The sequence below is a fragment of the Anoxynatronum buryatiense genome, assembly GCF_900182905.1.
Classification (GTDB): domain Bacteria; phylum Bacillota; class Clostridia; order Peptostreptococcales; family Tindalliaceae; genus Anoxynatronum; species Anoxynatronum buryatiense.
On record NZ_FXUF01000003.1, the window covers coordinates 266,897 to 290,315 of the forward strand.

At 43.2% G+C, this 23,419-nt stretch carries 23 protein-coding genes; all 23 read right to left on the minus strand.

Features of this window, described 5'->3' with window-relative positions; translation table 11 throughout:
* Positions 1-132: 132 nt before the first annotated feature.
* The 23 genes from QOL74_RS06000 to QOL74_RS06110 all read right to left on the minus strand — a co-directional run bounded on the left by QOL74_RS06000 (position 133) and on the right by QOL74_RS06110 (position 23,400).
* Positions 133-402, minus strand: coding sequence for a late competence development ComFB family protein (locus QOL74_RS06000; protein ID WP_283408534.1), 270 nt, complete (start codon positions 400-402; stop codon positions 133-135).
* Positions 403-458: 56 nt separating this feature from the next.
* A complete protein-coding gene (locus QOL74_RS06005) occupies positions 459-1,043 on the minus strand; it encodes a hypothetical protein (protein WP_283408535.1) in 585 nt (194 codons plus the stop codon).
* Positions 1,040-1,573 carry a prepilin-type N-terminal cleavage/methylation domain-containing protein gene (locus QOL74_RS06010; protein ID WP_283408536.1) on the minus strand — a complete coding sequence of 178 codons (534 nt, stop codon included), beginning with the start codon at positions 1,571-1,573 and terminating at the stop codon, positions 1,040-1,042. Before QOL74_RS06010 ends, QOL74_RS06005 begins: the two co-directional genes overlap by 4 nt.
* Complete coding sequence (locus QOL74_RS06015; protein WP_283408537.1) at positions 1,563-1,952, minus strand: type IV pilus modification PilV family protein; 390 nt, start codon at positions 1,950-1,952, stop codon at positions 1,563-1,565. Before QOL74_RS06015 ends, QOL74_RS06010 begins: the two co-directional genes overlap by 11 nt.
* 47 nt (positions 1,953-1,999) lie before the next feature.
* Entirely contained in the window at positions 2,000-2,458 is a 459-nt protein-coding gene (locus QOL74_RS06020; RefSeq protein WP_283408538.1) for a prepilin-type N-terminal cleavage/methylation domain-containing protein, read from the minus strand.
* Entirely contained in the window at positions 2,455-4,362 is a 1,908-nt protein-coding gene (locus tag QOL74_RS06025; protein ID WP_346771722.1) for a diguanylate cyclase, read from the minus strand. The genes QOL74_RS06020 and QOL74_RS06025 overlap by 4 nt, the downstream gene beginning before the upstream one ends.
* Before the next feature lie 40 nt (positions 4,363-4,402).
* Positions 4,403-5,587, minus strand: a complete 1,185-nt coding sequence (locus tag QOL74_RS06030) for an S-layer homology domain-containing protein (RefSeq protein WP_283408674.1) — start codon at positions 5,585-5,587, stop codon at positions 4,403-4,405.
* Between the two features lie 2 nt (positions 5,588-5,589).
* Complete coding sequence (locus tag QOL74_RS06035; protein ID WP_283408540.1) at positions 5,590-6,144, minus strand: PilN domain-containing protein; 555 nt, start codon at positions 6,142-6,144, stop codon at positions 5,590-5,592.
* A gap of 14 nt (positions 6,145-6,158) precedes the next feature.
* Positions 6,159-7,271 (minus strand): type IV pilus assembly protein PilM, encoded by a 1,113-nt coding sequence (pilM, locus tag QOL74_RS06040; protein ID WP_283408541.1) that lies wholly within the window; start codon positions 7,269-7,271, stop codon positions 6,159-6,161.
* Positions 7,272-7,286: 15 nt separating this feature from the next.
* Entirely contained in the window at positions 7,287-8,039 is a 753-nt protein-coding gene (locus QOL74_RS06045; RefSeq protein WP_283408542.1) for a prepilin peptidase, read from the minus strand.
* Positions 8,040-8,102: 63 nt separating this feature from the next.
* Positions 8,103-11,063 carry an Ig-like domain-containing protein gene (locus QOL74_RS06050; RefSeq protein ID WP_283408543.1) on the minus strand — a complete coding sequence of 987 codons (2,961 nt, stop codon included), beginning with the start codon at positions 11,061-11,063 and terminating at the stop codon, positions 8,103-8,105.
* A gap of 24 nt (positions 11,064-11,087) precedes the next feature.
* Positions 11,088-12,485 carry a VWA domain-containing protein gene (locus QOL74_RS06055; protein ID WP_283408544.1) on the minus strand — a complete coding sequence of 466 codons (1,398 nt, stop codon included), beginning with the start codon at positions 12,483-12,485 and terminating at the stop codon, positions 11,088-11,090.
* A gap of 25 nt (positions 12,486-12,510) precedes the next feature.
* The gene (locus QOL74_RS06060) at positions 12,511-12,972 is read right to left on the minus strand and encodes a hypothetical protein (protein WP_283408545.1); all 462 of its coding nucleotides are present in this window, start codon (positions 12,970-12,972) and stop codon (positions 12,511-12,513) included.
* A 458-nt stretch (positions 12,973-13,430) separates the two neighbouring features.
* Positions 13,431-14,816, minus strand: coding sequence for a copper amine oxidase N-terminal domain-containing protein (locus tag QOL74_RS06065; protein WP_283408546.1), 1,386 nt, complete (start codon positions 14,814-14,816; stop codon positions 13,431-13,433).
* A 154-nt stretch (positions 14,817-14,970) separates the two neighbouring features.
* On the minus strand, positions 14,971-15,966 hold the full coding sequence (locus QOL74_RS06070) for a prepilin-type N-terminal cleavage/methylation domain-containing protein (protein ID WP_283408547.1): 996 nt from the start codon (positions 15,964-15,966) through the stop codon (positions 14,971-14,973).
* 17 nt (positions 15,967-15,983) lie between these two features.
* Positions 15,984-16,334, minus strand: coding sequence for a type IV pilus modification PilV family protein (locus QOL74_RS06075; RefSeq protein ID WP_283408548.1), 351 nt, complete (start codon positions 16,332-16,334; stop codon positions 15,984-15,986).
* 17 nt (positions 16,335-16,351) lie between these two features.
* Complete coding sequence (locus tag QOL74_RS06080) at positions 16,352-17,497, minus strand: type II secretion system protein (RefSeq protein ID WP_283408549.1); 1,146 nt, start codon at positions 17,495-17,497, stop codon at positions 16,352-16,354.
* 188 nt (positions 17,498-17,685) lie between these two features.
* On the minus strand, positions 17,686-17,991 hold the full coding sequence (locus QOL74_RS06085) for a hypothetical protein (RefSeq protein WP_283408550.1): 306 nt from the start codon (positions 17,989-17,991) through the stop codon (positions 17,686-17,688).
* 250 nt (positions 17,992-18,241) lie between these two features.
* The gene (locus QOL74_RS06090) at positions 18,242-18,607 is read right to left on the minus strand and encodes a competence type IV pilus major pilin ComGC (protein WP_283408551.1); all 366 of its coding nucleotides are present in this window, start codon (positions 18,605-18,607) and stop codon (positions 18,242-18,244) included.
* Positions 18,608-18,626: 19 nt separating this feature from the next.
* Complete coding sequence (locus tag QOL74_RS06095) at positions 18,627-19,832, minus strand: type II secretion system F family protein (RefSeq protein ID WP_283408552.1); 1,206 nt, start codon at positions 19,830-19,832, stop codon at positions 18,627-18,629.
* A gap of 15 nt (positions 19,833-19,847) precedes the next feature.
* Entirely contained in the window at positions 19,848-20,909 is a 1,062-nt protein-coding gene (locus tag QOL74_RS06100) for a type IV pilus twitching motility protein PilT (protein WP_283408553.1), read from the minus strand.
* An 11-nt stretch (positions 20,910-20,920) separates the two neighbouring features.
* A complete protein-coding gene (gene gspE / locus QOL74_RS06105; RefSeq protein WP_283408554.1) occupies positions 20,921-22,603 on the minus strand; it encodes a type II secretion system ATPase GspE in 1,683 nt (560 codons plus the stop codon).
* Positions 22,604-22,884: 281 nt separating this feature from the next.
* Positions 22,885-23,400: a YqeG family HAD IIIA-type phosphatase gene (locus QOL74_RS06110; protein WP_346771729.1), complete on the minus strand. Its 516-nt coding sequence runs from the start codon at positions 23,398-23,400 to the stop codon at positions 22,885-22,887.
* Positions 23,401-23,419 lie beyond the last annotated feature (19 nt).

A 23,419-nucleotide genomic window follows, 5' to 3' on the forward strand; every position in this document is an offset into this window, starting at 1 on the left:
TCATTCCCGTCTTCTATAATTAGAAACAGTTTAATCCTTGCCATATAAATTGTCAAGAAAATATTCAAAATGATGAAAACAAAAGCAACTTTGTCGAAGTATTCAACATATTTTGGCTGAGTCCAGTGATCTTTAAGCTTCATGCCGGGGGTGTTCTTTAATGACCACCATTGCCAAAACCAGCTCCCTCATCACATCTGCCTCAAACTGAATACTCAACTCATTGGCTTTGGAGTAAGCAGCTCCCTCATCAGTCACATAATACTTAGGTGGCAGGTGATTCAGCGCAATGGCCATCATATCTGCCTGGCACTTTTCACATTGACAGACACTGGGTTGATCTTTAAGCAAATCTGCTAGTACATACTGAACAACAATTTCCATATGGTTGCGCAATTGCATCAATGACTCCCCTTTCCGGAAGGTGCTCAAATAACATAAATGCCACTGAAAAGTACTTAAGGCCACACCGCCACAACCTGATTGCGGGTGCGCAAAAACATTGTTTTCACATGCAATCCTTCTGATACAGATTCATCTGACGAACCATCAACAATGACCGGAAGCTCTACGACTGCCCGCTGAGCCACCCGGGCATTTCCATAGTTCCCCTGAACAGTGATTACGATTTCTTTTTCGTCTATGGAAACTTCAGCGAGCATTCTTAAGGCATGGGGTGTAGGGTCATCTGCAAAAACCTGCTGAAGAGGTGTGGTGCGATATGCATTCATATGATGCAACTGAAAGATTACTTCGTGACGCACATGTTCTGCCAGCAGCGCCGATGACCCGCTATCGTATGATTCGATCTCAAGAAAAGCCTCCACTGCCCGATCTGTCCACTCGTTTAATTGCCATAAGGCCAGCTCCATACCTGATTCTGTCAGATAATGGGCCTGCAGACGGTTTTCAAAAGAACGAACAGCCTGCTGTTCCGCCAGCTGACGCGTCAACAGGGACATTGTCAGTAAAATGAGGAGCATTCCCATCATGATCACAAACAGACTTGCCGCCCCCCGCCGACATCTGATAGTGTGGTTCATGAGTCATCACATCTGTAGGAAAGCTTAAGAGTCAATGTCTGCTCCCGATCAATTCGTCGTCCAATCAGTGTTATTTCGATAAGTTTTCCCGAAATAACCTCTTTTATCAATATATCCTCAATGCCAGTATATAAAACATTATGTTCATTGTTTTTATTAACCCTGAGTGTGCCTGAGGTGCGGTCAAAATATAGCCAGGTATTGAGGCGATTCCGATTTACGCCGCTGAAGTCAATCCAGACAGTAGTCATTCCCGGAAAATCAGTGCGGGGAATTCTGCTATTAAAAGATTTTTGTGCAGAATGATAGGTGATCTCCTGTTGATTCAGTTCACGAAAGCGTTTCTCGATGGCATCCATTGCCTGTCGCAGGTTCTGCTCCTCTTTGAAATGATGGCTTTGCTGACGATGATGGCTAAAGACGAAGAGAGAGCCAGTGTAGGTAACCAGCAGCAATAATGAGATCAGCGCCAGTGAAATCATGACCTCAATCAACGTCAAACCAGCTCTGGGGAAGCAGTCACTCTTCATGATCGTCACCTTCAGGCAGCGGAAAGTACCGCGGTGCATTCCATGGCTTTTCGCCAGGCAACTGTAAGACACGCAATGTGGGCAATGCCGCCGTCAAACTGTCGTCATCCATTTCTGAAGGTAAACTGCTCATCTGAAGCAAAGGTGTATGATTGAAACCCTGTTGATGGATTTGGATCGGTTCATCTGCCTCCAGCAATACCATGGCTTCTTCCAACTGTGCCTGTTGCGCTCTCATGGCTGTAATACGTTGATGGGCCTGCGTATTGATTCTGACAGACAACATCATCCCGTGGCTTACCGGAATAAAGAATAGTCCCACTATCAACAATGCCAGTAACACTTCAATAAGGGTAAAGCCTCTTTTGTTTTTTACCATCCCGATCTCCTGTCATATCCAAAGTCGTCAGCACACTGTTACAGGCATTAATCATAAAGATCTGAAACAATCACACGTCCGGTACCAATATGTACCTCTATATCGATCTGTTGACCGCGTCGGTTTTCCAGAATAAATAGTCCATATCCGGTCAGTCCATGGCGGTTGTAGGTAATCCGCTGAATAGAAGCCTGGTTGCGCTTGATTCCAGGAGGCAGGACCTGCTTAAATATGAGGGGAGAGCTCAGGCGATTCTCCCGAACATGAAACTGCTCATCCGTTAATTCCACCACATATTCCCGACATTCATCGGCACTTAGCTGCCGCGCTAATTGCAGCGCACTTTCCAGTTCTGCTGCTGTTGTTCGCAATTGAGTTTGATGGCGTAAAGATGCAACATCAGGAAAAGCAATACTCATCAAAAGGCTTAAAATTGCCAAAACAAGTAACAGTTCAAGGAGTGTATACCCCCGTTGATGAAAATTGCCGACTTTAAAATCAATCATCGTGTCATTTCCAAAAGATGCGGCCAGTCAATGCGGATAAACGCTTTCACCATTTCCGGGTCAAACTGTGTGCCTGCACACTGCTTCAGTTCCCCGACAGCCTCACCATGTGACCGGGGTTCTTTGTATACCCTTTCATGAGTCATCACATCATAAGCGTCTATGATGGTAAGCAAGCGAGAAAGCCTTGGAATTTCTTTTCCTTTCAAGCCTTTGGGATAGCCGCTGCCATCCCAGCGTTCATGATGAAAAAGGATGTAATCGGCAATGTGTTCCAACTTGCTGGAGGATTTTGCAATACGGTAACCAATCTCCGGATGCTTTTTCATTTGATGCCACTCATCCAGTGTCAAGGGTCCATTTTTAGTGAGAATACTATCGGTAATCGCAATTTTTCCTATGTCGTGAAGCACACACAGCAATCGAAGTGCATCCTGTTCACTGGAACTCAGGTTAAGAACCTGACCTAAATGAAATCCCATGGTTTTCATGCGCTGCGCATGCTCCTCTGTTTCATTACTGCGCTCAAAAAGAGTTTTTTCCAGTGAAGCAATGACAACATTCTGATTACTGCGGCTTTCCAACAGTTTGTGGCGGTACATGAGGTCTTCTGCTTCTTTGATCACAACACTCATTTTCTGGTCCATACGTAATTTTGCAGCAGCTCCCAGCGAAATATTGGGGCGAATCACTTCGTCATCATAACTGCTGCAAGCAGTGGTAATACGCTGGCAAATATCCTCAGCCACTAATACAGGTGTTCGGGGAAGCAAGATAGCGAATTCATCGCCGCCCCAGCGGGCGACAATGTCTTCTTTTCGGCAGGTTGTTTGAAGAATCTCGGCAATTTTACTCAGCAGTTGATCTCCCACCAAGTGACCAAAAATATCATTGGTAACCTTCAAACCATTGACATCACCTATAATCACCGAAAGAGGCAACATTCTTTCTGTATCCAGACGTTTCATTGCATCATCGAAGTAGGCACGGTTATATAATCCGGTAAGTTTATCATGAAAAGTCAGGAAACTGATTTCTTCTTCACGTAATTTCCGCTCAGTGATATCTGTGTGAGAGCCTGTCATACGAATAGCTTTTCCAGAATCATCCCAGGTAGCTTGAGCTCGTCCATGAATCCACTTATACTGTCCTTCATTGCACTGCATTCGATATTCCATGGAAAAATGGTTGGTCTTTTGAGCCATGTGGTCCTGCAGCCCTTTCATCACTTTTCCGATATCCACCGGATGAATCAGCATGGTAAACGTCTGAAATACGCTTTTTAACTGACCATGTTCATATCCCAGCATATCCACCCATCGGTCAGAAAAAAACACTTCATTGGTGCGTATGTTCCAGTCCCAAATTCCATCGTTATTTCCTTCAAGTGCCAGTTGCCAGCGTTCTTCGCTTTCTTTTAAAGATCGCTCCGTTTCCTTGTACTGGGTGATATCAGAAATAAACTCCACCACAAACAATATGGAGCCAAAATCATCCTTCAGAGGGATGCTGTTCACTTCAACCCAACGACCATTTCCCAGTTGTATCTGTTTGCCCAACACGTGATTTCCCGTGGCAAATACTTTTTTTGCAAAGCACTCATCTGGGCTGTTTTGTATGTATTTGCAATGCTTAAAACATTTATCCCCTGTCAAATCCTGGTGATCAATGCCAACGTTCCGAGGTTTCAGATTGGTGTACACCAAATTATAATCAGCATCAATTACGGATAAAAATCCAGGAAAAATACTGATAACACTTTTGAGCAGACGATTTAATCGCTGATAATCTGATGTTAAATCAACAGGGTACATAGGCGTCCTCTCTATCTCATCTGACAGCTCATCAGGAATTCTTCTTGATTTTACCATAGATAAAAATACCCGGCAATCATTGCTGCACATAATGATTGCCGGGTTAATATTTGATTGTCTAACCCATTATTTATTCAATGATTCGATAAAGGAAATAAGCCGCTTCACCCCGAGTTAAATAAGCTGCAGAGTCAGTAATGCCTTCTGATGAGTGACCCGTTTCGTTCTGAATCAGCTGGGCAGTTTCTGTCCAACCAAAACTCTCATCATTCAGGATTTTTCGCATGACAAACTCCACTTCCCGATAGGCAATGGGAGCGTTTGGCCGCAGAGTGTTATCCTGATGCCCCACAATGAAGCCGCTAAGATAACCGCTGAAAATTGCCCGTGAAATGGAACTCTCATAACGACCCAGCTCTTCATAATCATCAAACTGTGTCAGATCTACTGGTTCCGATGGCATAGGCCAATCAAAAAGTCGGTCCAACAAGATGATAAACTCACCCCGGCTAATGGGAAGATCAGGTCCATATGTCAGGTTGCCTGATGGTGGGAAGGCACCCCGTTCTCCAAGGGCATGCACAGCCGTTTCAGCCCAGTGGCCTCCCATGTCTTCAAAGGGAACATAGGGCATTTGTGCTAACAGAGCTGCATCGGCATCCAGAAACATGTATCGCATTTGAAATGCACCGGCTGGTGCTGCTGGTGAAAAAGGGTTTGTTTTGAAATTTTCAGCACTTTGCAGCCACATGAACAAGTTATCCACTTGGCCAGTCATATGAGTCAGGTCATAGAGATTCAGCTGCAGATTACCCGTCAAACGATCTGCCTCTACAGCCGACATGGCTAACTGATTGACAACAATTTTTCGGTCAAACTGCCACATGGATCGAAGCAAATTAATCAAAGAAGCGTAATTGGCTTCGTACGTCACCAGAACGTTCATGGAAGCCAGCTCAGTATCACCTGTTGTTTCTCTTGAAGGGGGCGTAAAGGAAAAAGCTGTGGCACTGACATCAGGATTCATAAGAAATTCATTTAGCAACAAAATAATTTCTTCCTGTTCCTCAATCAATGAAAAATAGTTCGCCTGAACTGCCACTTGTCGTTCAATGGCTTCATGAATTTCCTGATCCAGTCGTTGCTCCTGTTCTTCCAATGTCGACAATCGTCCAATTTGCAACTGCAGTTCTTCAAGTTCTGTTTTATAAAACGCCATTTCACTCATTTGAGGAATGACTAGAAACCGATAGGAACCATAAAACAGCAGGGCAAAAATGAGGATAGACAATAATACTTTTTCACGTTTTGTCATTCTCACTGCACATCGCCCCCTTTCACTCTGAACATGAAGCTAAACTGCCAACCATCATCTGTTTCAGAAATATTGGGGATAAACAGTTGCTCGAAATACCCGGTTTCACGCACGTTGAACTCAAATTCGGCAATTGCCGGTTTGCTGCGGGCTATTCCCTGAAGCTGAATATCTGGTCCTGTAATGGTCATGCCTGATAAAGCCGTATCGGCGGGCATTGCCGTTGCAATGGTATACAGTAAAGACTCATTGATAACCTCACGGGCTTCAATTGCCAGGGCAGCAGTCTCCATTTGTTCCAGCTGCCGGTTTACCTCAACCTTTTGAGCTTCTTTTGCTTCAACCGTGGATATCAGAGGATATCGCGGATCTGATTGCAGCACCTGTCGATGATCATCAACACTTCCTCTCAATTGGGAGAGGGTAATAAAATTGTAGACAGGCCATGCAGCAGCCAGAAGCAACAAGATGACCAATACTACCGGAAAGCTGATTTTCAAGCCTTCCGACCGTTGACTGCCTTCATCAAACACTTCAAAAAAGTTAAAATCGCGCATCTACCCATCCCCCCTTATCTTCTGATCATGGTACCCAGTGCATTGATATAAGATCCCAGCGCTGCTTCGCCGGTATACTGGCTGATATTGACATTGGTCAAGCTGCTGATGCAACTAGTGGGGATGCCAAAAGCATCCTGTAAATATGCATCAAGGCCTTTGAGTTGTGAAGAACCTCCATAAAGATAGATTTGCTCTATGGTATTACCCATGCCCCGTGTAGTGTAGTATTTAAAAATGCGATCAATGTCATCAACCCAGCTGTCTACAGTGTTTCGCACGATATTCAGCACACGCATTTTCTGTGCCTGTGGGTCGACTGGGTCTATAAATTCATCAGGCAGTTCAAATTCCTTGTTTAAATGTGCAATATCAGATTTCATCTTTTCAGCTTCATCAAAAGAAACATCCATGAAACTCACCAAGTTTTGGTCAATGCTCTGCGAACCCTGACCAATAAATCGATTGAATTTGTAGTGGCCTTTCTCAAAAACGATCACATTCAAATGAGAATAACCGATGTCCAATACGGCTATTGCATGATCTTTGATGGAGCTGTCACCATTTACAAGAAAATTAGAGCTGATAAGTTTATCCAACGCATTTGATTCAATGTCAAAAACTGTCGGATGTAAATTAAGCGATTTAATCAGCTCAAAGTAAGATCGTGATAAATCCTTTGGTACTGCGGTTACCAACACCCGAGACTTGGCAACGCCATTCTCCATCACTTCTTCGAGTACTTTTGACTGAACCATATAATCACTCAGTTCAATCGGCATATACTGTTGTATTTCAAAGGCCAACATTTTTTCGATTTGTTCTTCTTCCGCTGCCGGCAACAGCACCTCGCGGGTGATGATTTCGTTACTTTCAACCACACACAGGGCAGTTTTGGTTCTGATTTTCAATGAGTCAAGAGTGGTACCAATGCTTGTTTTCAGCGTCTCCATGTCGGTGATGCGTCCTTTTTCGTAACATCCCTTTGGGGTACGCAGCGAAATAGCATGTTTGACATCAATGCTGCCAGTGTTAGGCTTTCCAACCACCATTTGAATGGAATGCTGCCCGATATCAAGGGATATCACTTCTTTTCCTGCCAGTTTAAGGCCTTTGTGTCGATTCAATCCGGTTACCCCCTTTTAGATGAACATTGAAAAGTACCATTGAATGATCTGGTTTCCATATACAGCTGTCAAAAAAGTACCAATTCCAATGAAGGGACCAAAAGGTACCATGGACTTTCGACCTTTTCTGCGGGCGATGAGAAGCCCCACCGAAACAATCCCTCCAATGATAAACGACAAAAACATCACCAGTAAAATACCCTGCCAGCCAAACCACAGCCCCAATGCAGCCATGAGCTTGATGTCGCCGCCACCCATGCCGCCATTGGAGACAATGGCGATGGCAAGAAAAAAGCCTCCGCCAATCAGTACTCCCAAAGCTGCCTGCCCAATAGTGATGCCAGTGTTACCGATCAGCCCGTAGGCCAAATGAAAAACGCCTCCCACTGCCACCATGATGGTTAGACCATCAGGAATAATCTGGTGATCCAGATCGATAAAGGTCATCACAATAAGCAGCAGGGTTAAAAAGGATATGGCAAAAAAAGAAATCGACAAACCATAAGACAGATATACCAGTGTTATCAGTATACCCGTCAGCAGCTCAACCGCCGGGTATCGGGCAGAAATTTTCACGCCGCAGGTGCGGCACTTGCCCCTGAGAGCCAGCCAGCTGACCACTGGCAGCAGTTCAAAGGGCTTGAGCGGTGTATTGCAATGAGGGCAATGGGACCCCGGGAAAACAATGGACTCTTCCCGGGGAATGCGGTAAATGCAGACGTTGAGGAAGGAGCCTATGAACAGAAGCAGAAAAAATAATACAAGCAATAAATCATCCCCTCGGATATAAAAAAACTAATTTCATGAGACAAAATGATGTAGATTTGGAGTTTAGTTTAGTGAAAACTGCCCAATATTCACTCCATTACCTATAGGTTGATTATTATTGCGATTGCGTTGTCCGCCATTATTTAGCGTACCATTGAACAACTCATTTGAGTTGTAACTAATAATAAGTCTACCACCATTCCATCCATCTCCATAATCATCAAATGCACGTACTTGATAAATTCGACCATAGTGAAGTTCAATGTTGTCAGTAAAGCTATTTCGTGATCTTGTGTTATTGGAATTATGTTGACCTGTATTCTCTTGGTGAATAATTGAATTGTCACTTAAGTCTACAATGTACCATCCAACTTCATTTGGCCATTGTCCTGCTTGCCAGCTCAATGTTGCGGTTACCATTGAGTGAATAGTAACTTCAACAGAATCCGAATGATTTCCATCGACAGATGTAACTGTAATGGTCGCTTTACCTGGAGCTACAGCTGATACCACACCACTGGAAGTAACTGTTGCTATCGAAGGATTGCTGCTTGACCAGTTGACTTGTTGATTAGTCGCATATTCAGGGGTAATCGTAACGCTTAGCTGCTTTACAGAAGTCATTGGAAGTATAAAATCATCTTCATTGATTTGAACTCCTAAAACAGGTACGTCACCGATGGCGACACGTCCAACTGGCGGTGATAAATTTCCAGTGAGACCAGGAGGAAGTGCTTCAAAAGAACTTGCAAACTCATAAGATGCAGGTGTAATAAAACTATTGTAAGTCGGCGTTGAATTAGTGCTCCATGTAACCGGAACACTTGTTATTGCAGTGATACCCCCATCATAAGTAACATTAACGAGAACTGTGTTCCCTAATGCTTTGCGTGCTTCCTCCAGTGAGGTTCCATATAATACAGTTCTTTCAATTGGATCATGGACTAAACTTGTAATTGTACCATTTAAACCAACAATAATGTTGACGTCCCCGTCTTCATTTGAAGTAAAAGCAAATGGTATTTGATTTTCCACTATTGGCAGACTTGTATTACCGGTATAACGGAACCGGGGATCTTCAACAGTCAATGTAACTGGTACAAAAAGATTTGGTTCATCAGCAGACCCTGTTATGGTGATGATACCATTGTCAAGAGAATAGCTGATAGAACTAATGCCATCTTCTCCCCCTGCCTTATCCACTCGCATACGCAAATTTCCCAAAGACGTCCAAGTATTAGCGACAGGTGTAATGTTGCCTGTTCCAAAGGAACTGTCATAATTAATTGATGAGAGTTCTGCCATGTTTTCAGAGCCACTACCATTGACAGGACTAAGATTAATCCCAAAGGGGTACTGTACAGTGTTGTTCATGGGGCTATTAAATCTAACCAAACCACTGTTGCCAATATCCAAATGCCCTTGATTATCAATAATACTGCTTCCACTCTCCAACAAAATAGTTTTACCGTCGGGCACCCTTACCTTAACTTGATGGTCCCATCCTCCACCCTTAAAATCGATATGACTGTTACCAGAGTTAACAACAAAGATGCTGCTACTTGATCCAACCTTATTCACTACAGAGTCATTGAAGGAGATAGGAGCACCGGCACCAGATTTAATTATGGAAGTGCCAGAACCAATAGTCAAGGTGGAATTATTAATATTGATTTGTCGGTCTGTAGAAGTTCCAACATTTATGGCAGTATCCAACATTAGATTACCAGTCGCAGATATAGTTGCCTGGTGCATGTAAATGCGTCCTGCTGATGCCATGTCAATATTTTCAGCACTTAATGACGCGTAATTATTGATGCCAATCAACCCTCTGTCTGCTTTTAAAGAAATGTCTTTACCAGTATTCAATGAAGGTCCGTTGTTTGCCATCTGTATGGTTCCAGCAACTTTTACAGGATTACCAGAAGCATCCAACTGGATGTCCTGATATAGCGTAATAGCCCCATTTCTAGAGAGGATGTCAATATTGCTGTTGTTAGTTACTTGGATGCTCTTGGCAATGTTGACATCATTATCCACTGCCCATTTGACTAAGTGGTCATTCTGCACAATGACTGGGCTCGTAGATCCTAGTGTTCGCATCGGAACAAACAAAGCACCACCGCTTGGGTCAATGATTTCAGCAGGATTAGATGGATTTGGAAAACTTTCCAGAGAGTCAAAGCCAGATGAATCCAATAATTTGATAATATGATTTTCGCTGTCAGCAAGCCGAATATCTCCACTCATTTCCTCAAAAACACCATCATTATTTTTATCAATCCAAGCAAATATGCCTGAACGCCATTCCTCGCCCTCAAGAAACACATGATTAGAACTAATCTGACGATTCCCAGCACGTCCATGGATATCAACTGGTGTAACAACCAAACGGATATATCTGTTGGATCCCACCATTGTTAATAAATTATTCAATTCAGTAGTCGTATTCAACAAATGTATTTGATCGTAATCATTTGGGAAAACTGGATTGGCAATGCCACGGTGGGATACGTACCAACTGTACAAGTTCGCATAAAAAAGGGTGCCCGTATCATTGACATTGTGATAAGCTGTGAGCACAGGGTTGTCACTTAGCAAAGCTTCTGTTGCAAACACGCCCTCAACGTGAATCTGAACGTTCTCAACGTTTAGTTGAGATCTGGTTTCCTTGACTGACATTATTTGTGAGAGGTAAACATTTAGTCTCTTTGCGTGATTATTAGGAAATGGCAGGGATAATTGGTGCAAATCGACGTTTTTACCCAGAAAAGTTATATTTTCAGCTAAAGAATACTCTGATAATGTCGTCAAATCATCATGATCTCTTAATAACTGCCTTGCAAGGTAAACACGCTCTTCCATAAGTGCTTGGGCATTAAAAGCATCAGTAGTAATGTTCGCAGCCTTTTTCATGATAAAGAACTGTGATGAAAAACCAGGCAGAATACCCACTGCAATGATCCCAATCAATGCCATAGCAATTATTATTTCAACAAGTGTTAACCCCTTACGATTTCGCATTTATTCACCTCTTTTCTTAAACAATCAAGGACCGTAAATATGCCAAGTATCATCAAGAATACTATTGATGATATCATTGAAAACTTCATCCAGTTTACCGCCAGAAAAAGCATGATAGTACGAACCGTTACGAAACTCGTTGCCTGGGTCATCACAAAAGTCAGCTGTTTGCTGTGCTCGAACCTGGCCGCCATCGGTCTCATTCGTAAAAGCAATTACTGAAGTGCTGATGTCAAAAGGACTAGTCGATCCTGTGATGAGTGTTTCTGAAATGTGTTTCACATAGTTGTGAGAGTCTGTGATAGTAGTGCTTCCATTCCCTCTAAGTGTGTTGATGTTTCCATCGTTAACCTGATAGTTTGTTCCACTTCCAGAAGTCGAACTCCAGTAAGTTGGATCTCCATCCATCAAGAGAATAAGATAAGACTTAACATTATAATCTGCTTCGTTTGCAAGATAAAAATTTCTAAGTACATGGTAAGCCCTTCTCATCCCATCGCCTGTATTAGTTCCACCCGTCGGTGTGATAGCTACAATTTGATCTTTAACAGACTGAACATTTGCTTGATCATGCAAGTTCAGCAAAGGACCTGTTTTATTATTATTAGCATTATCATTAAACTGAATAAGAGAAAGGTATACTGGCGCATGTTCAAAATTGGCAAATCTATCAATCATCCCCGGAGATATATTCTTTAAGTGGTCAATTCTTACGTCATTTGTATCAAACACAGCAGCATTGTAACCAGCATAGCCAGATGAAGGGTTCCCAGCCATATCAAAATTCATACTGCCGGATATGTCAACAACAAATGTCACAGCAATTTTCATTCGCGGGTCTGGTCTGGCTCCTGTCCTGTATGCTAAAGCGACAGGTCTGTTGGATGATGAGCCAACTTGATCAATCCTTGCAGTATTAATTGCATTTAGTTCCGATGAAATCTTCATCACTGAACTGGATTGGCCTTGCCGAAAAGCATGTAAATCGAACTGCAGTAAGCGAGTATCTGAAGGATCTTGGAAAAATGACATTCCCAAATATAGATCATCATTAGCGTCAAGCTCAATTAATTGATTTTCAGTATGCGAATTACTTGTAGAATTCCACACAAAATGAACTAAACGTTTCCCTCCACTATCCAAAGCAAAATAGTTCCATCCATTTGCCAGACCTTCATTATCAAGCTTATCCTGTAAAATTGGAAAGACTGCAGTGCCATGTCGAGTAAAATTAGCTATCGTTTGAGAAGCAATACGCATGCTTGATTGTAGATTAAACTCGTCTACTGTTTTTCGGTGTGCATTACCTGAAAAATTAATCATTGGCCCTGTAACCATAATCACCAAACTGATTAATCCTAAAACAATAATAAGTTCAATCAATGTAACTCCTTCTATCTCCCTGCTTCTTCTAACTTTCATTTGAGCTCCTCCTTAACAGACCAACTCACTGCGCCCACCAAAAATCTCCCTCTTTTTCCATATTATCAATGATTAACACAGCCGTCTTACTATGATCAGTTCCTGCGGCAATACCTGTAGAGGATATTTGTAGTGTTTTTCCATTATCGCCGTCATAAGATTCAATAACCACATCGGCATTGCCTGTAACAATGCCTCCCTCAGTAAAAGTGATCGATTCGCTTAGAAGTTGATCATTGGTTCTGAACTGAGTGTAAAGATCATTATTGCTGTATATTACCTCATAGGCCAGTTCAGCTCCAGAGCGAGCAATATAGTATGATCTGATGCCTTGTTCCTGCAATGAAGTCATAGCCGTATTTGCTTGAGTCATCATGGCTGCCGATGCAACAAGGATTGAGGATACAAAGAGCAGTATGACGACTAATATCAAGGCAGATCCATGCTGCTTTTTCGTACTAACAAATATTGTTTGAATGTTTTTCATATTAACACTCCCAAATAGAATCGACATTATTATTGGTTAAAATGAATGATATCACCAATTGCAATCATTGTTATAGGCCAATACTGGCTCTTATTTTGTCATGACAAATATCCAAAGCTTCACGCAAAAAAACAGTCGGCTTTTTTGAATAAACCAATTCTTATTGACTGTCAACAAACTAATCTTTCAAAAGTACTATTCAGACCGATTTCTCCATGCAACAAAAAACCGGCTCTTCAGCCGGTTACGCCACTGGATCACCACAGCATAAGGCGTCCATCTATAGCTGCGGGTCATATCCTCTGTTTTTATGTCGAGGATTATATATAGGTCTTACGTCCTTTGATTATAACATAGTGGCAATCTTGTGTATACTCAATATACATAAAATAACGTGACATTTTAGATAATCTTGACGAAACTTGACTCATGGAACGCGCGAATGTGACGGTGCTTATTCATATCAACCAAATCACAACAATATCATATATCAGATCACCGTCAATGTCATAAAGCTCAACATAGTCATAGAGATGATCATCAATCATATCGACGTTTCCTGTAACAAAAATTCCATCATCACCTTCCACGTAAACCACAACATTTTCTGAAAGGATTATGATATCGCCGTCAGCAGGTGTTAATTGATTATTAATGATGGTTGAGAATCCCGGCAAGTCTTCAGGATCATCACTGTTAAGCAGATTATCGACACTGATTAACATAATGTGATTACCGTCACTATCCAGCACATCTGCAAGGGTTTTCTCGGTATAAAAGTCTGCAAAGATACCAATAATATCAGCAACACCTTCGCCGTATTCAAGTGTGACCACGCGGTCAAACTCATCAAATTCAGCTTCATAAAGACCCCAATGGCTGTAATGATCCCATTCATCTATAACTGTTTCAAGCAAATCAGATGTTGCTTCAAACCTTTCAGTCTCTCCATCGACCAGTAACACGATGTAAGGAAGGGTATCTTCCCAACCTGCATCAACAATAACGCCCAATAATGAGGAAGCAAGAACAATATCCTCTTCATATTCATCTACATCCATTGCTATCTCCATTGGCTTAAACTCAGATGGTATCTGACCATCCAGTCGGCCAGTGACTGTCACCTGTTGAATTTCTTCTTGCCAGTCAACCAGGAATCCCATCGTCTCGCTGATGAACCTCAATGGCACCAGTGTTCGGCCGTTGATGATCACAGGTGGAACACCCAGATCAACCCTGCTGCCGTTTACCATTGCGGTTGCTTCATTGAGATGCAGCACAATTTCCTGTGGACCTTTGGTGTAAGTGATCTTGCGTTCAGTCTCATTCCAGTTCACCTCAGCTGAAAGCGCTTCGGCCACGAAGCGAAGAGGCACGAGTGTGCGTCCGGTCTCAGAAATGGTGGGGGGTTGATCCAATCCGAGCTCTGCCTGATCCACCCAAGCCCGCGATTCTCCAATGATAAGCCTTACTGTTGAAACTGCTGGCGCATAAGTTAACTCAAGTTCATCAATAATCTCTTCAAGCTCAATCAAATAAGCATTTAACAGTTCTTCAATGGCTTCTGACTCTGGTTCATCAGCAGCATCTGTTAAACGCTCTAAATCATCAAACAAAGCCATGGAAAAACGAAAGATTTCCAACTCAACCCGTTGCTCAAACTGGTTTCTTTCTTCTTCAGTCATTAATCGGCTGAAATCTTCCACCCGCACCTGTAGAAGGCCCATTTTATCTTCGAAATCTTCGTAGTATTCTTCTGAAATCAGGGAATCGTCTATACAACCAGATAAAAGAAAACTGACTAACAGGGTGATCAGGATAAAAAGCAACCATTTTGATCTCATAGAATCATCACTCCCCTTTGATTTTTGATACTACCAGTATCATACCACGACTCATTCAAAATAATCAGACAATACTTGAACAGTAAAATGCACTGATACCATTTTTCAGTTGTATCAGTGCATTTTATTTGGTTTATGGTTTAGAGAAAATCTGCTATGTTGAAGGGAAAACCGCAGTGATGATATTGGAGTTTGCTGGGTTGGTTGTCGTATTCGCTCCTGTCACATGAAAAAAATTTTGAAGCAGACCAATTACGGTGTATCCAACTTTTGGTGTGATAATGACTGTTGCTGTATAAATCGTATTGTTTTTAAACTTTCCCGAATCTTCGAAAGGATTGGGGTTCCATGAAACTGTTGCAGTATATTGATCAGTTGCGAAGGTGGTTACAGGCGTACCATTATGAACCGGTTTAGTGAGATTACCAATTAAAGCCAGATTGATCGTCTGAACTTCAGAAGATTCTTCATCGTCATCGTCGGAACTGCCTCCTGAACCTCCTCCCGGCCCTCCCAGTCCTCCTTCTTCAGATATCAGTCCTATCAAATCAGTATCTATTGAGAACAAAATCCCTTTGTTGCCATCAGCTTCAATGGTGTAATTTGCCAGCTGCATATTAGGCAAATTAATTTTTGAGTTCAATTGATAGTTGGCATCGCGATCATCTGCATCTACCTGAACGATAAGCATATGTTGGTCTGGAATAATTGAAGAGCCTGGCAGTGTAAAAGAAGATCGGAACTTCATTTGACTATAAGTGTCGTTGGAAGAATTAAAAATGACATGATTTAATCGATTGTTTTCATCAAAGTAAATGTATTCCAGTTTCTGCTTGATGGCCAATAATTCAGCCGGATCACCCTCGTCAAACTCCAAAAACTCATTGAATGTTGGCGTATCAATAAGTTTTATGAAGGTAGCGTAACGAACTTGATTCTGAATATAATCGGAGGCCAGTCGGATATCACTTTGAATATCATATTGGTTGACACCTTGCCTGAATGTGCTGTTACCAAAACTGAAAACCGAAAAAGAAACCGTCAAAACCATTAAAGCAATGGCGATGGCAATGATTAATTCAATCAGCGTGATCCCACTCCGATTGTTATGGGTAAATAGTAATCGATTTTTTTTCACGGACTTCAACATTTGAAATCAACCTTTCTTTAAGGTACAAGTCCTGTGAGTGTCACTGATCGGGATCCATTTCGATACAACACCGTAATGGTAATCTGATTGAGCCCATCGGGTCCATTTTGTCGATCGCGTTGGACCATATAGGGTGAAATGCTTGGCACATTGGGAAGATTATTGATATCAAGAGGTTCAGCGGCATAGTGTTCATCTAAAAACTGCTGTGCTATTCTCGTAGCTTCAGTTCTTCTTCCCATTGAAAAAACAGTATCAAAGCCAGACGTAAACATGGTCAGAAAAGAAATAACGACAATGCTGATGATGGCCAAAGAAATGATCACTTCAATTAATGTGAGTCCTTTTTCGTTAAGATTATCTTTCATCACATCACCTTCTTTACTTATTCTGTACTATAGATCATTTTTTCACTGCCGGCACGGTATGTTCGGATGCTTTGCCTGTCTGCCAGGCCCTGCTTAATGGGATCATCAGTTCTGACTCGGATTAACTCCACTCCAGGTTCATATGCATCACGAACGACCACAGAAGATTTGTTGATGTTCGTATTTTGTGCGTAATAGTAGTAACCTGAATTAATGATGGTACCTGTCCCGTCTTTTATGACGTTGCCTTCAAAGTAGACCAATCCAAACTTAACACCATCGGCAACAGCTTCTTCAAACTGATACTCATCATAATCCTCATAGGACCCATTGATAAAATGATTATAACGGCTCTCATCTTCAAAGCCGGCCTGGCCCACATATGTCCAGGGAATTACTGAACCATTCAGCATATGATTACTTAGATCAAAGGTGACTTTCTTGTTATCGTCTCTAAGGCGAACTGTCCCTTCAAAAATGATTATTTCTGCATCAAAAGTGACATCATTGGTATTTTTCTGTTGTTGAAAGGTCACACCACTGTTGTTAGTTCCACGAAACAAAATTACATTGGCTCGAAATACAGAAATTTTCTTCCCGTTTTGAGGAGACTTGGTTGGCGAACCGCTGAACGCCACGGCACTACCAGTCATATCCAAAGTACCATCCACATCAGGATTCACATCGTCCCATAAATTAGAAGCCCGCCACCATCCATTGGGTGGCTCTGTCCAGGGGGTTGTATTAAAAATGACATTGGTTGGCACCAGAAGAGTTACAATGCTTGATAACGCTGTGGAATGATGTTTTCCTTCTGCCCGAATGGTGATGAGGGCAGAGTGATCAGCGTCATGGATGTAACTGATGGAATAAGTGCCATTCCCCAGAGGAACGTTTTGAAGACTGGTTGTGCCAAGACTATTTGCCGCTGATACCAGCTCCGGCACACTTGTGCGGGGAGAAATACCTAATAGTTTTTGATACCCTGCTTCAACGCCCGATCTGGCGATGTAATCCACTTGAATCTGATGCTCAGAGCGCATCGTGTGTCGTGTTTCTGCCATACTCACAGATAAAAGTGCCACTCCTAAAATACTCAGTACCAGCATTACAATCATCACCCAAATAAGCGAAAATCCTTTATTCGAACGATTTTGTTTCAAATTTCTCCCCCCTTCCATTCCGCAGCTTCCAGCATCAATGCAATTTTGAAACAGCCTACAACTTACATTATTAACAGACTATACGGAAACAACATCCATTTTGGGGGGCTGTGTGGCTTGTTTAGTTAAACAATTGTATAAAAAAAGCCAGCCGGTCGGCTGACTCTTGTAGTGGTGCCACTAATGGTTTACCAAGGGAAAGGTTTAGGTGCAGTTGGATCGTAATCAGCAGGTCTTCTGGATCTACCTCTGTAAAGCTTGCCGCCTGCTACTTTGTCCATCTCTTCTTCTGATAATTCTTCGCCTGCCGCATCAGCTTCCATTGCTTTCACCAGAAAATCCCGTTGCTGGTCTATTTCCTCCAGTGTCAAGGACACACCCTTTCCATTTAAAAATGCCTGCACTTCTTCTGCTGTTTCTTTTCCGAAAAGCGCTTCCAAAAATCCATCGTCCTGATCCATCAGGTCTTCAAGTTTTTTCATATTCTCTTCCATGGGCTCATCTCCTTTGGACTCGCAATATCATTACATGGTGAGCATCTGAAAAAGGAGCCATATTGTTACCTTCGAGGCACACCCGTCATGACGTCAATTCTGTGCACTATTGTATGCCTTTCTTAATTTTTCTGCAATAGATTGCATGCCTCCGGAACCACGCATCTTACCTAGAAAAGAGCCAGCCCTTAGGCTGACTCTTGTGGTAGTGCTGTGGGGTAGGGAAAGAGGTTACAGTACCTCCCCGTTCCTATGGTTTCGTAGGAGTTGTACCTGCTACAGACCCATCAACATTTACACTAATCGCAGTTATCGCAGAATCATCAGACCATTTCAAATTATCTGCATCAAGATATGCACCACCAGTTGTTAACGCTGAGAATAAGTCAGTACCATCAGCAGCTACAGGACCGTTTTCTGCTACATACAAACTTACAGCACTTTGGATTACTCTAAAAGTAGCATCATCAGCACTTGCTCTAGCATTGTTAAGTGTACCAGTGAATCTCGGAATTGCAATCAACGCCAAAATACCCAAAATCGCAATAACCACAATCAGTTCAATCAACGTGAAGCCTTTTCTGTTTTTCAACTTCTTGTTAAACCATTGAATCATACAAGTCCCTCCTCAAATTTTATTGTACGGTTTGAAGCACATCAAACATTGGCAACACCATACTGATCACAATGAAGCCAATAATGACTCCCATGACCACAATCATGATAGGCTCCATAAAAGTCAGCATGCGCTGAATTTCTGTCTCCACCTCCTCGTCGAAGAAATTGGCGGTTTTATCAAGAATGTCATCCAGTGTACCGGATTCTTCGCCAATTTTAATCATGTTATCAACCATTGGCGGGAAGAATCCCAGTTTGCGAATGGGTACCGACAAAGCCGCCCCCTTTCTGATTTCATCTTTTGCGGCAATGATGCCATCGCCAACAATTTTATTGCCTACCGCGCCAGCCACATTATCAAGGGACTGGAGCAGTGGAATACCGCTGATCAAAAGGGTCGAAAGGGTACGACAGAACCGGGCGCTGACCACTTTTCGAGTGAGGCCCTTAACAAGGGGGATGCGCAGTTTCCAACGATCAAATGTGCGACTGCCTTCAGGGGTGGAAGCCATTCGACGCATGATAAGCGAAAAGACAAGCAGGGCTCCCAGCAATACGTGCCAGAATGACTGTAAGAATCCACTGATGGCCAGTAAAATACGGGTGGGGAGAGGTAATTCAACACCGCTTCCCTGAAACATGCCGATGAAGGTGGGCATGACCACCACCAGGAGAAAGATCACCACAAGGGTTGCGACAACCATGAGGATGATGGGGTATACCATGGCGCTTTTCACCCGGTTATTGACTTTAAATTCTTTTTCATAATGATCGGCCATGCGTTCCATGACCACATCGAGACTGCCGGAGGCTTCTCCTGCCGCCACCATATAAATCATGAGCTGGGGAAAAACGCCAGGGTGTTTTTCAAGAGCCTCAGAAAAAGTGAAGCCCTTCTGCACGTCTTCATACAGGTCGCTGATAATGCCTTTAAAGCGTTTATGCTCTGTTTGTTGTTTCAGGATATCTAGGGTATTCATTATGGTGACCCCTGCAGCCAGCATGGTATAAAACTGCCGGCAGAAGACAGCAATATGTTTGATGCTGATGTGGCCGAAAATCTGAATGTCACGGATATCTTTTTCGATGACTTCTTCAATGGAAACCGGATAATGCCGTTTATCACGCAGCCGCTGGATCACATCTCCTTTTGAGGAAGCGTTCTCGGTACCTTCAATGTTTTCACCAGTGGCTGACACTGCTTTGAACTTGTAAAGCGGCATTTTTTCACCCCGTTTCTACAGTATGGTAGCCAGTTGTTTTTTAATATAGTCAAGGTCTTGTGAGTAAGAAAGGCAGGTTTCTCTCGAAATATCATTGTTTTTGTAAAGGCTTAATAAGGCGTTATCCATGGTGATCATGCCATGCTTGCCACCGGTTTGCACTGATGTCTGAATCTGGTGAGTTTTACCCTCGCGCACAAGGTTGCGGATGGCCGGAGTTGCAGTCATCACTTCAAAGGCGGCCACTCTTCCCTTTCCTTCTTTTCGTACCATCAGCTGCTGGGAAATAATTCCCTCAAGCACTGCAGCCAGCTGTACCTTGATTTGCTCCTGTTGATAAGGGGGAAACACATCAATGATGCGGTCGACAGTATTGGCTGCTCCGATGGTATGAAGGGTGGAAAGTACCAGGTGGCCGGTTTCAGCGGCTGTGACTGCAATAGCAATGGTTTCGAGATCTCGCATCTCACCAACCAGAATAACGTCCGGGTCCTGGCGCAGGGCGGCCCGGAGGCCGTTGGCAAAACTGTGGGTGTCCTCTCCGATTTCCCGCTGGTTAATAACACTTTTGTTATGTTTGTGAAGGTATTCAATGGGGTCTTCCAATGTCAGCACATGACAATTTCGCTCCTGGTTGATCAACTCAATCATGGAAGCCAGCGTGGTGGATTTACCAGAACCCGTAGGACCGGTAACCAAAACCAGTCCTCGCTGTTTTCGGGTGAAATCGGAAACATTTGGCGGCAGTCCCAGCTCTTCAAGTGTGGGAATCTGGGAGTAAACAACCCGAAAGGCCATGCCATAGCTGCCTCGCTGTCTGTAAGCATTCACACGAAAACGCCCCAAACCGGGATGAGAAAAGGAAACATCCATTTCTCCCCTTTCCTGCAGCTTGATGAGCTGTTTTTCTGTGAGCACCTGTTTCACCAGCATGGCGGTATCTTCGGGGGCAAGAGGAGCATCAGTGAGCTTCTCCAGTCGACCATCAACACGAACGATGGGGGGAAGCATTGCCGTAATATGCAAATCAGAAGCTTTGAGTTCAATAGCTCGTTTTAAAAATTGCAGGATGTCCACGTGATCCCTCCTTATTCCAGTGAGTATGTCATTTTAACCAGTTCGTCCACAGTGGTGGTACCATTCAGCACCAACTGACGGCAGCTTTGGCGCAGGGTAATCATGCCTGATTGGATGGCTTGCTGGCGAATGGATTCAATGGGTTTTCTTTCATCGATCATGGTTTTAATTCTGTCGTACATGGGCAATATTTCATGAATACCGGTACGCCCCCTGTATCCTGTCTGATTGCAAGCATTACACCCTTTTCCCCGATAGATGACAGCACCGTTGTCAAGGTTCAACAGTTCTCTCTCTTTTTCATTGGGTTCACAGGATGTTTGACAATCAGGACATATTCTTTTCACCAGTCGTTGAGCCATAATGCCCACTACTGAGCTGGAAACCAAAAACGGCTCTATACCCATATCGATAAGGCGGGAGATGGTGGAAACAGTGTCGTTGGTATGAAGAGTGCTGAGGACCAGATGACCGGTGATGGCAGCCCGAACTGCAATTTGTGCCGTTTCTGTATCACGGATTTCGCCAATCATGATAATGTCTGGGTCTTGTCGCAATATTGAACGCAGGCCGCTGGCAAAAGTGAGGCCCGCCTTAACATTTACCTGCGACTGATTGATTCCGTTGATTCGATACTCCACCGGGTCTTCCACGGTGATGATGTTCTTATCTATCTTATTGAGTTCCTGAAGCACGGTATAAAGAGTGGTGGTTTTCCCGGAACCAGTGGGTCCGGTGACCAGAATAATGCCGTGGGGGTGCTGAATGATGCGGTCAAAAGTTTTCATGTTATTATCGTTGAAGCCAAGCTGGTCTTTACTGAGCAGAATGGCACTTCGGTCAAGGAGTCGTATGACAATTTTTTCACCATAAACGGTGGGCATCACCGCCAGACGCATGTCAATTTCTCGCCCGTCAATTTCCATTTCCACCCGGCCATCTTGGGGAACCCGTTTTTCTGCAATATCCATTTTACCCATGATTTTTATTCGGGTAACCACAGCAGAGTGGCTGGCTTTTTGAGGTTTCATAATCTCCTGAAGATCACCGTCGATTCGGAACCGCACCCGCAGGCTTCGTTCCAACGGTTCAATATGAATATCGCTGGCTTTCATTTTGATGGCCTGACGAATGACTGAGTTCAGTAGTTTAACAACTGGTGCTTTTTCAACATTTGCCAGTGTCTCTTCATTTAGATCATCAAAAAAATCACTGGTATAGGTTTCATCAAATTCTTCAAGTGCTTTTTCAGCACTCTCTTTTTCATAATAGAGGCCAATAGCATTGAGGATGTCTTCTTTACTGGCAATCACCGGATCCACCTGCATGCCCGTGGCAATTTTCACATCATCAACAGCAAAAATATTCAGTGGGTCGGCCATGGCCACCATCAGGCGGTTATCGGTTTGGGTAATGGGAATCAGGTTGTGTCTTCTGGCCATTTTTTCTGAAATCAAGCGGGGCATCTCTGGATCGATATAGGTTTTTTCCAGATCCATATGGGGGATTCCCAGTTGAAACTCTAGCACCTCTATAATTTGCTTTTCAGAGATATACCCTTCTTCCACCAGTACTTCGCCGATTTTTTTGTTGGATTCCTTTTGAATGGTAAGTGCATCTTTCAGTTGATCCGGTGTGATGATGCCGGTTTCCACCAGCAAGTCGCCAAGCCGTCTGTTCTTTAATGTCTTCATGTCAATTCCTCCGGTCATAAAAAAATAAAACCGACGAATATGTCTATTCAGCCGGTTACGCCACTGGATCACCACGGCATAGGCGTCCATCTGTAGCCGCGGGTCGTTTCCTTCTGTATGAATTTGCTTCATGTTGTAAACCGGGCTAATTTTCCTATTTTTTATAACATACCCGTTATGATCCTATTATACCATTTTTTTATCATTCGTAAAGTGAATATTTTGATATATTTATGACATAACGTGACGTCACGCATTTGGTGAACGGAATGCTTTTCATTTCAACCAGAATTGCGGAACTTTTTCATGCGGTGAAGCACCCGGGCTTCCAATGGCCGAACCAGTGTGGTCCACCAGAACTCTTTACTTTTTATGGGAGTCACCAGGATGGTGTAGACACCCAAACGATTCCCCCCCAGCACATCGGTGAAAATCTGGTCTCCGATCATGGCCACTTGCTGTCGCTGGAACCCCATGAGACGAATGGCTTTTTTCAAAGTTCCCAAAGTGGGTTTTTTTGCTTTTGAAAAACCATGAACCATGAAAAATGCCTGCATTTCATCGACACGAAGTGAATGGTTATTGGAAACCAGCACCACTTGAAAGCCCAGTGCTCTGGCATCGGCAACCCACTGGCGTACCTCTGTTGCAGGTTCGGATTTGTCCCAGGCAACCAGTGTATTATCAATATCAATCATCAGGCCTCTTATGCCGATGGTTTGTAGCTGTTGAAGGGGTATTTCATGCAAGTTATCCACCCATAAATTTGGTTGCAGTAGTTTCATTATATCTAAAATCTCCTTTGTCGGCGCATGA

What these genes read in the sequence shown, in the direction of transcription:
- QOL74_RS06090 (WP_283408551.1), bottom strand. Translation starts at nt 18,607, where the DNA reads ATGATTCAATGGTTTAACAAGAAGTTGAAAAACAGAAAAGGCTTCACG.
- QOL74_RS06025 (WP_346771722.1), bottom strand. Translation starts at nt 4,362, where the DNA reads ATGTGCAGCAATGATTGCCGGGTATTTTTATCTATGGTAAAATCAAGA.
- QOL74_RS06085 (WP_283408550.1), bottom strand. Translation starts at nt 17,991, where the DNA reads ATGGAAGAGAATATGAAAAAACTTGAAGACCTGATGGATCAGGACGAT.
- QOL74_RS06000 (WP_283408534.1), bottom strand. Translation starts at nt 402, where the DNA reads ATGCAATTGCGCAACCATATGGAAATTGTTGTTCAGTATGTACTAGCA.
- QOL74_RS06060 (WP_283408545.1), bottom strand. Translation starts at nt 12,972, where the DNA reads ATGAAAAACATTCAAACAATATTTGTTAGTACGAAAAAGCAGCATGGA.
- QOL74_RS06095 (WP_283408552.1), bottom strand. Translation starts at nt 19,832, where the DNA reads ATGCCGCTTTACAAGTTCAAAGCAGTGTCAGCCACTGGTGAAAACATT.
- QOL74_RS06065 (WP_283408546.1), bottom strand. Translation starts at nt 14,816, where the DNA reads ATGAGATCAAAATGGTTGCTTTTTATCCTGATCACCCTGTTAGTCAGT.
- QOL74_RS06075 (WP_283408548.1), bottom strand. Translation starts at nt 16,334, where the DNA reads ATGAAAGATAATCTTAACGAAAAAGGACTCACATTAATTGAAGTGATC.
- gspE (WP_283408554.1), bottom strand. Translation starts at nt 22,603, where the DNA reads ATGAAGACATTAAAGAACAGACGGCTTGGCGACTTGCTGGTGGAAACC.
- QOL74_RS06050 (WP_283408543.1), bottom strand. Translation starts at nt 11,063, where the DNA reads ATGCGAAATCGTAAGGGGTTAACACTTGTTGAAATAATAATTGCTATG.
- QOL74_RS06035 (WP_283408540.1), bottom strand. Translation starts at nt 6,144, where the DNA reads ATGCGCGATTTTAACTTTTTTGAAGTGTTTGATGAAGGCAGTCAACGG.
- QOL74_RS06005 (WP_283408535.1), bottom strand. Translation starts at nt 1,043, where the DNA reads ATGAACCACACTATCAGATGTCGGCGGGGGGCGGCAAGTCTGTTTGTG.
- QOL74_RS06010 (WP_283408536.1), bottom strand. Translation starts at nt 1,573, where the DNA reads ATGAAGAGTGACTGCTTCCCCAGAGCTGGTTTGACGTTGATTGAGGTC.
- QOL74_RS06070 (WP_283408547.1), bottom strand. Translation starts at nt 15,966, where the DNA reads ATGTTGAAGTCCGTGAAAAAAAATCGATTACTATTTACCCATAACAAT.
- QOL74_RS06030 (WP_283408674.1), bottom strand. Translation starts at nt 5,587, where the DNA reads ATGACAAAACGTGAAAAAGTATTATTGTCTATCCTCATTTTTGCCCTG.
- QOL74_RS06055 (WP_283408544.1), bottom strand. Translation starts at nt 12,485, where the DNA reads ATGAAAGTTAGAAGAAGCAGGGAGATAGAAGGAGTTACATTGATTGAA.
- QOL74_RS06020 (WP_283408538.1), bottom strand. Translation starts at nt 2,458, where the DNA reads ATGATTGATTTTAAAGTCGGCAATTTTCATCAACGGGGGTATACACTC.
- QOL74_RS06015 (WP_283408537.1), bottom strand. Translation starts at nt 1,952, where the DNA reads ATGGTAAAAAACAAAAGAGGCTTTACCCTTATTGAAGTGTTACTGGCA.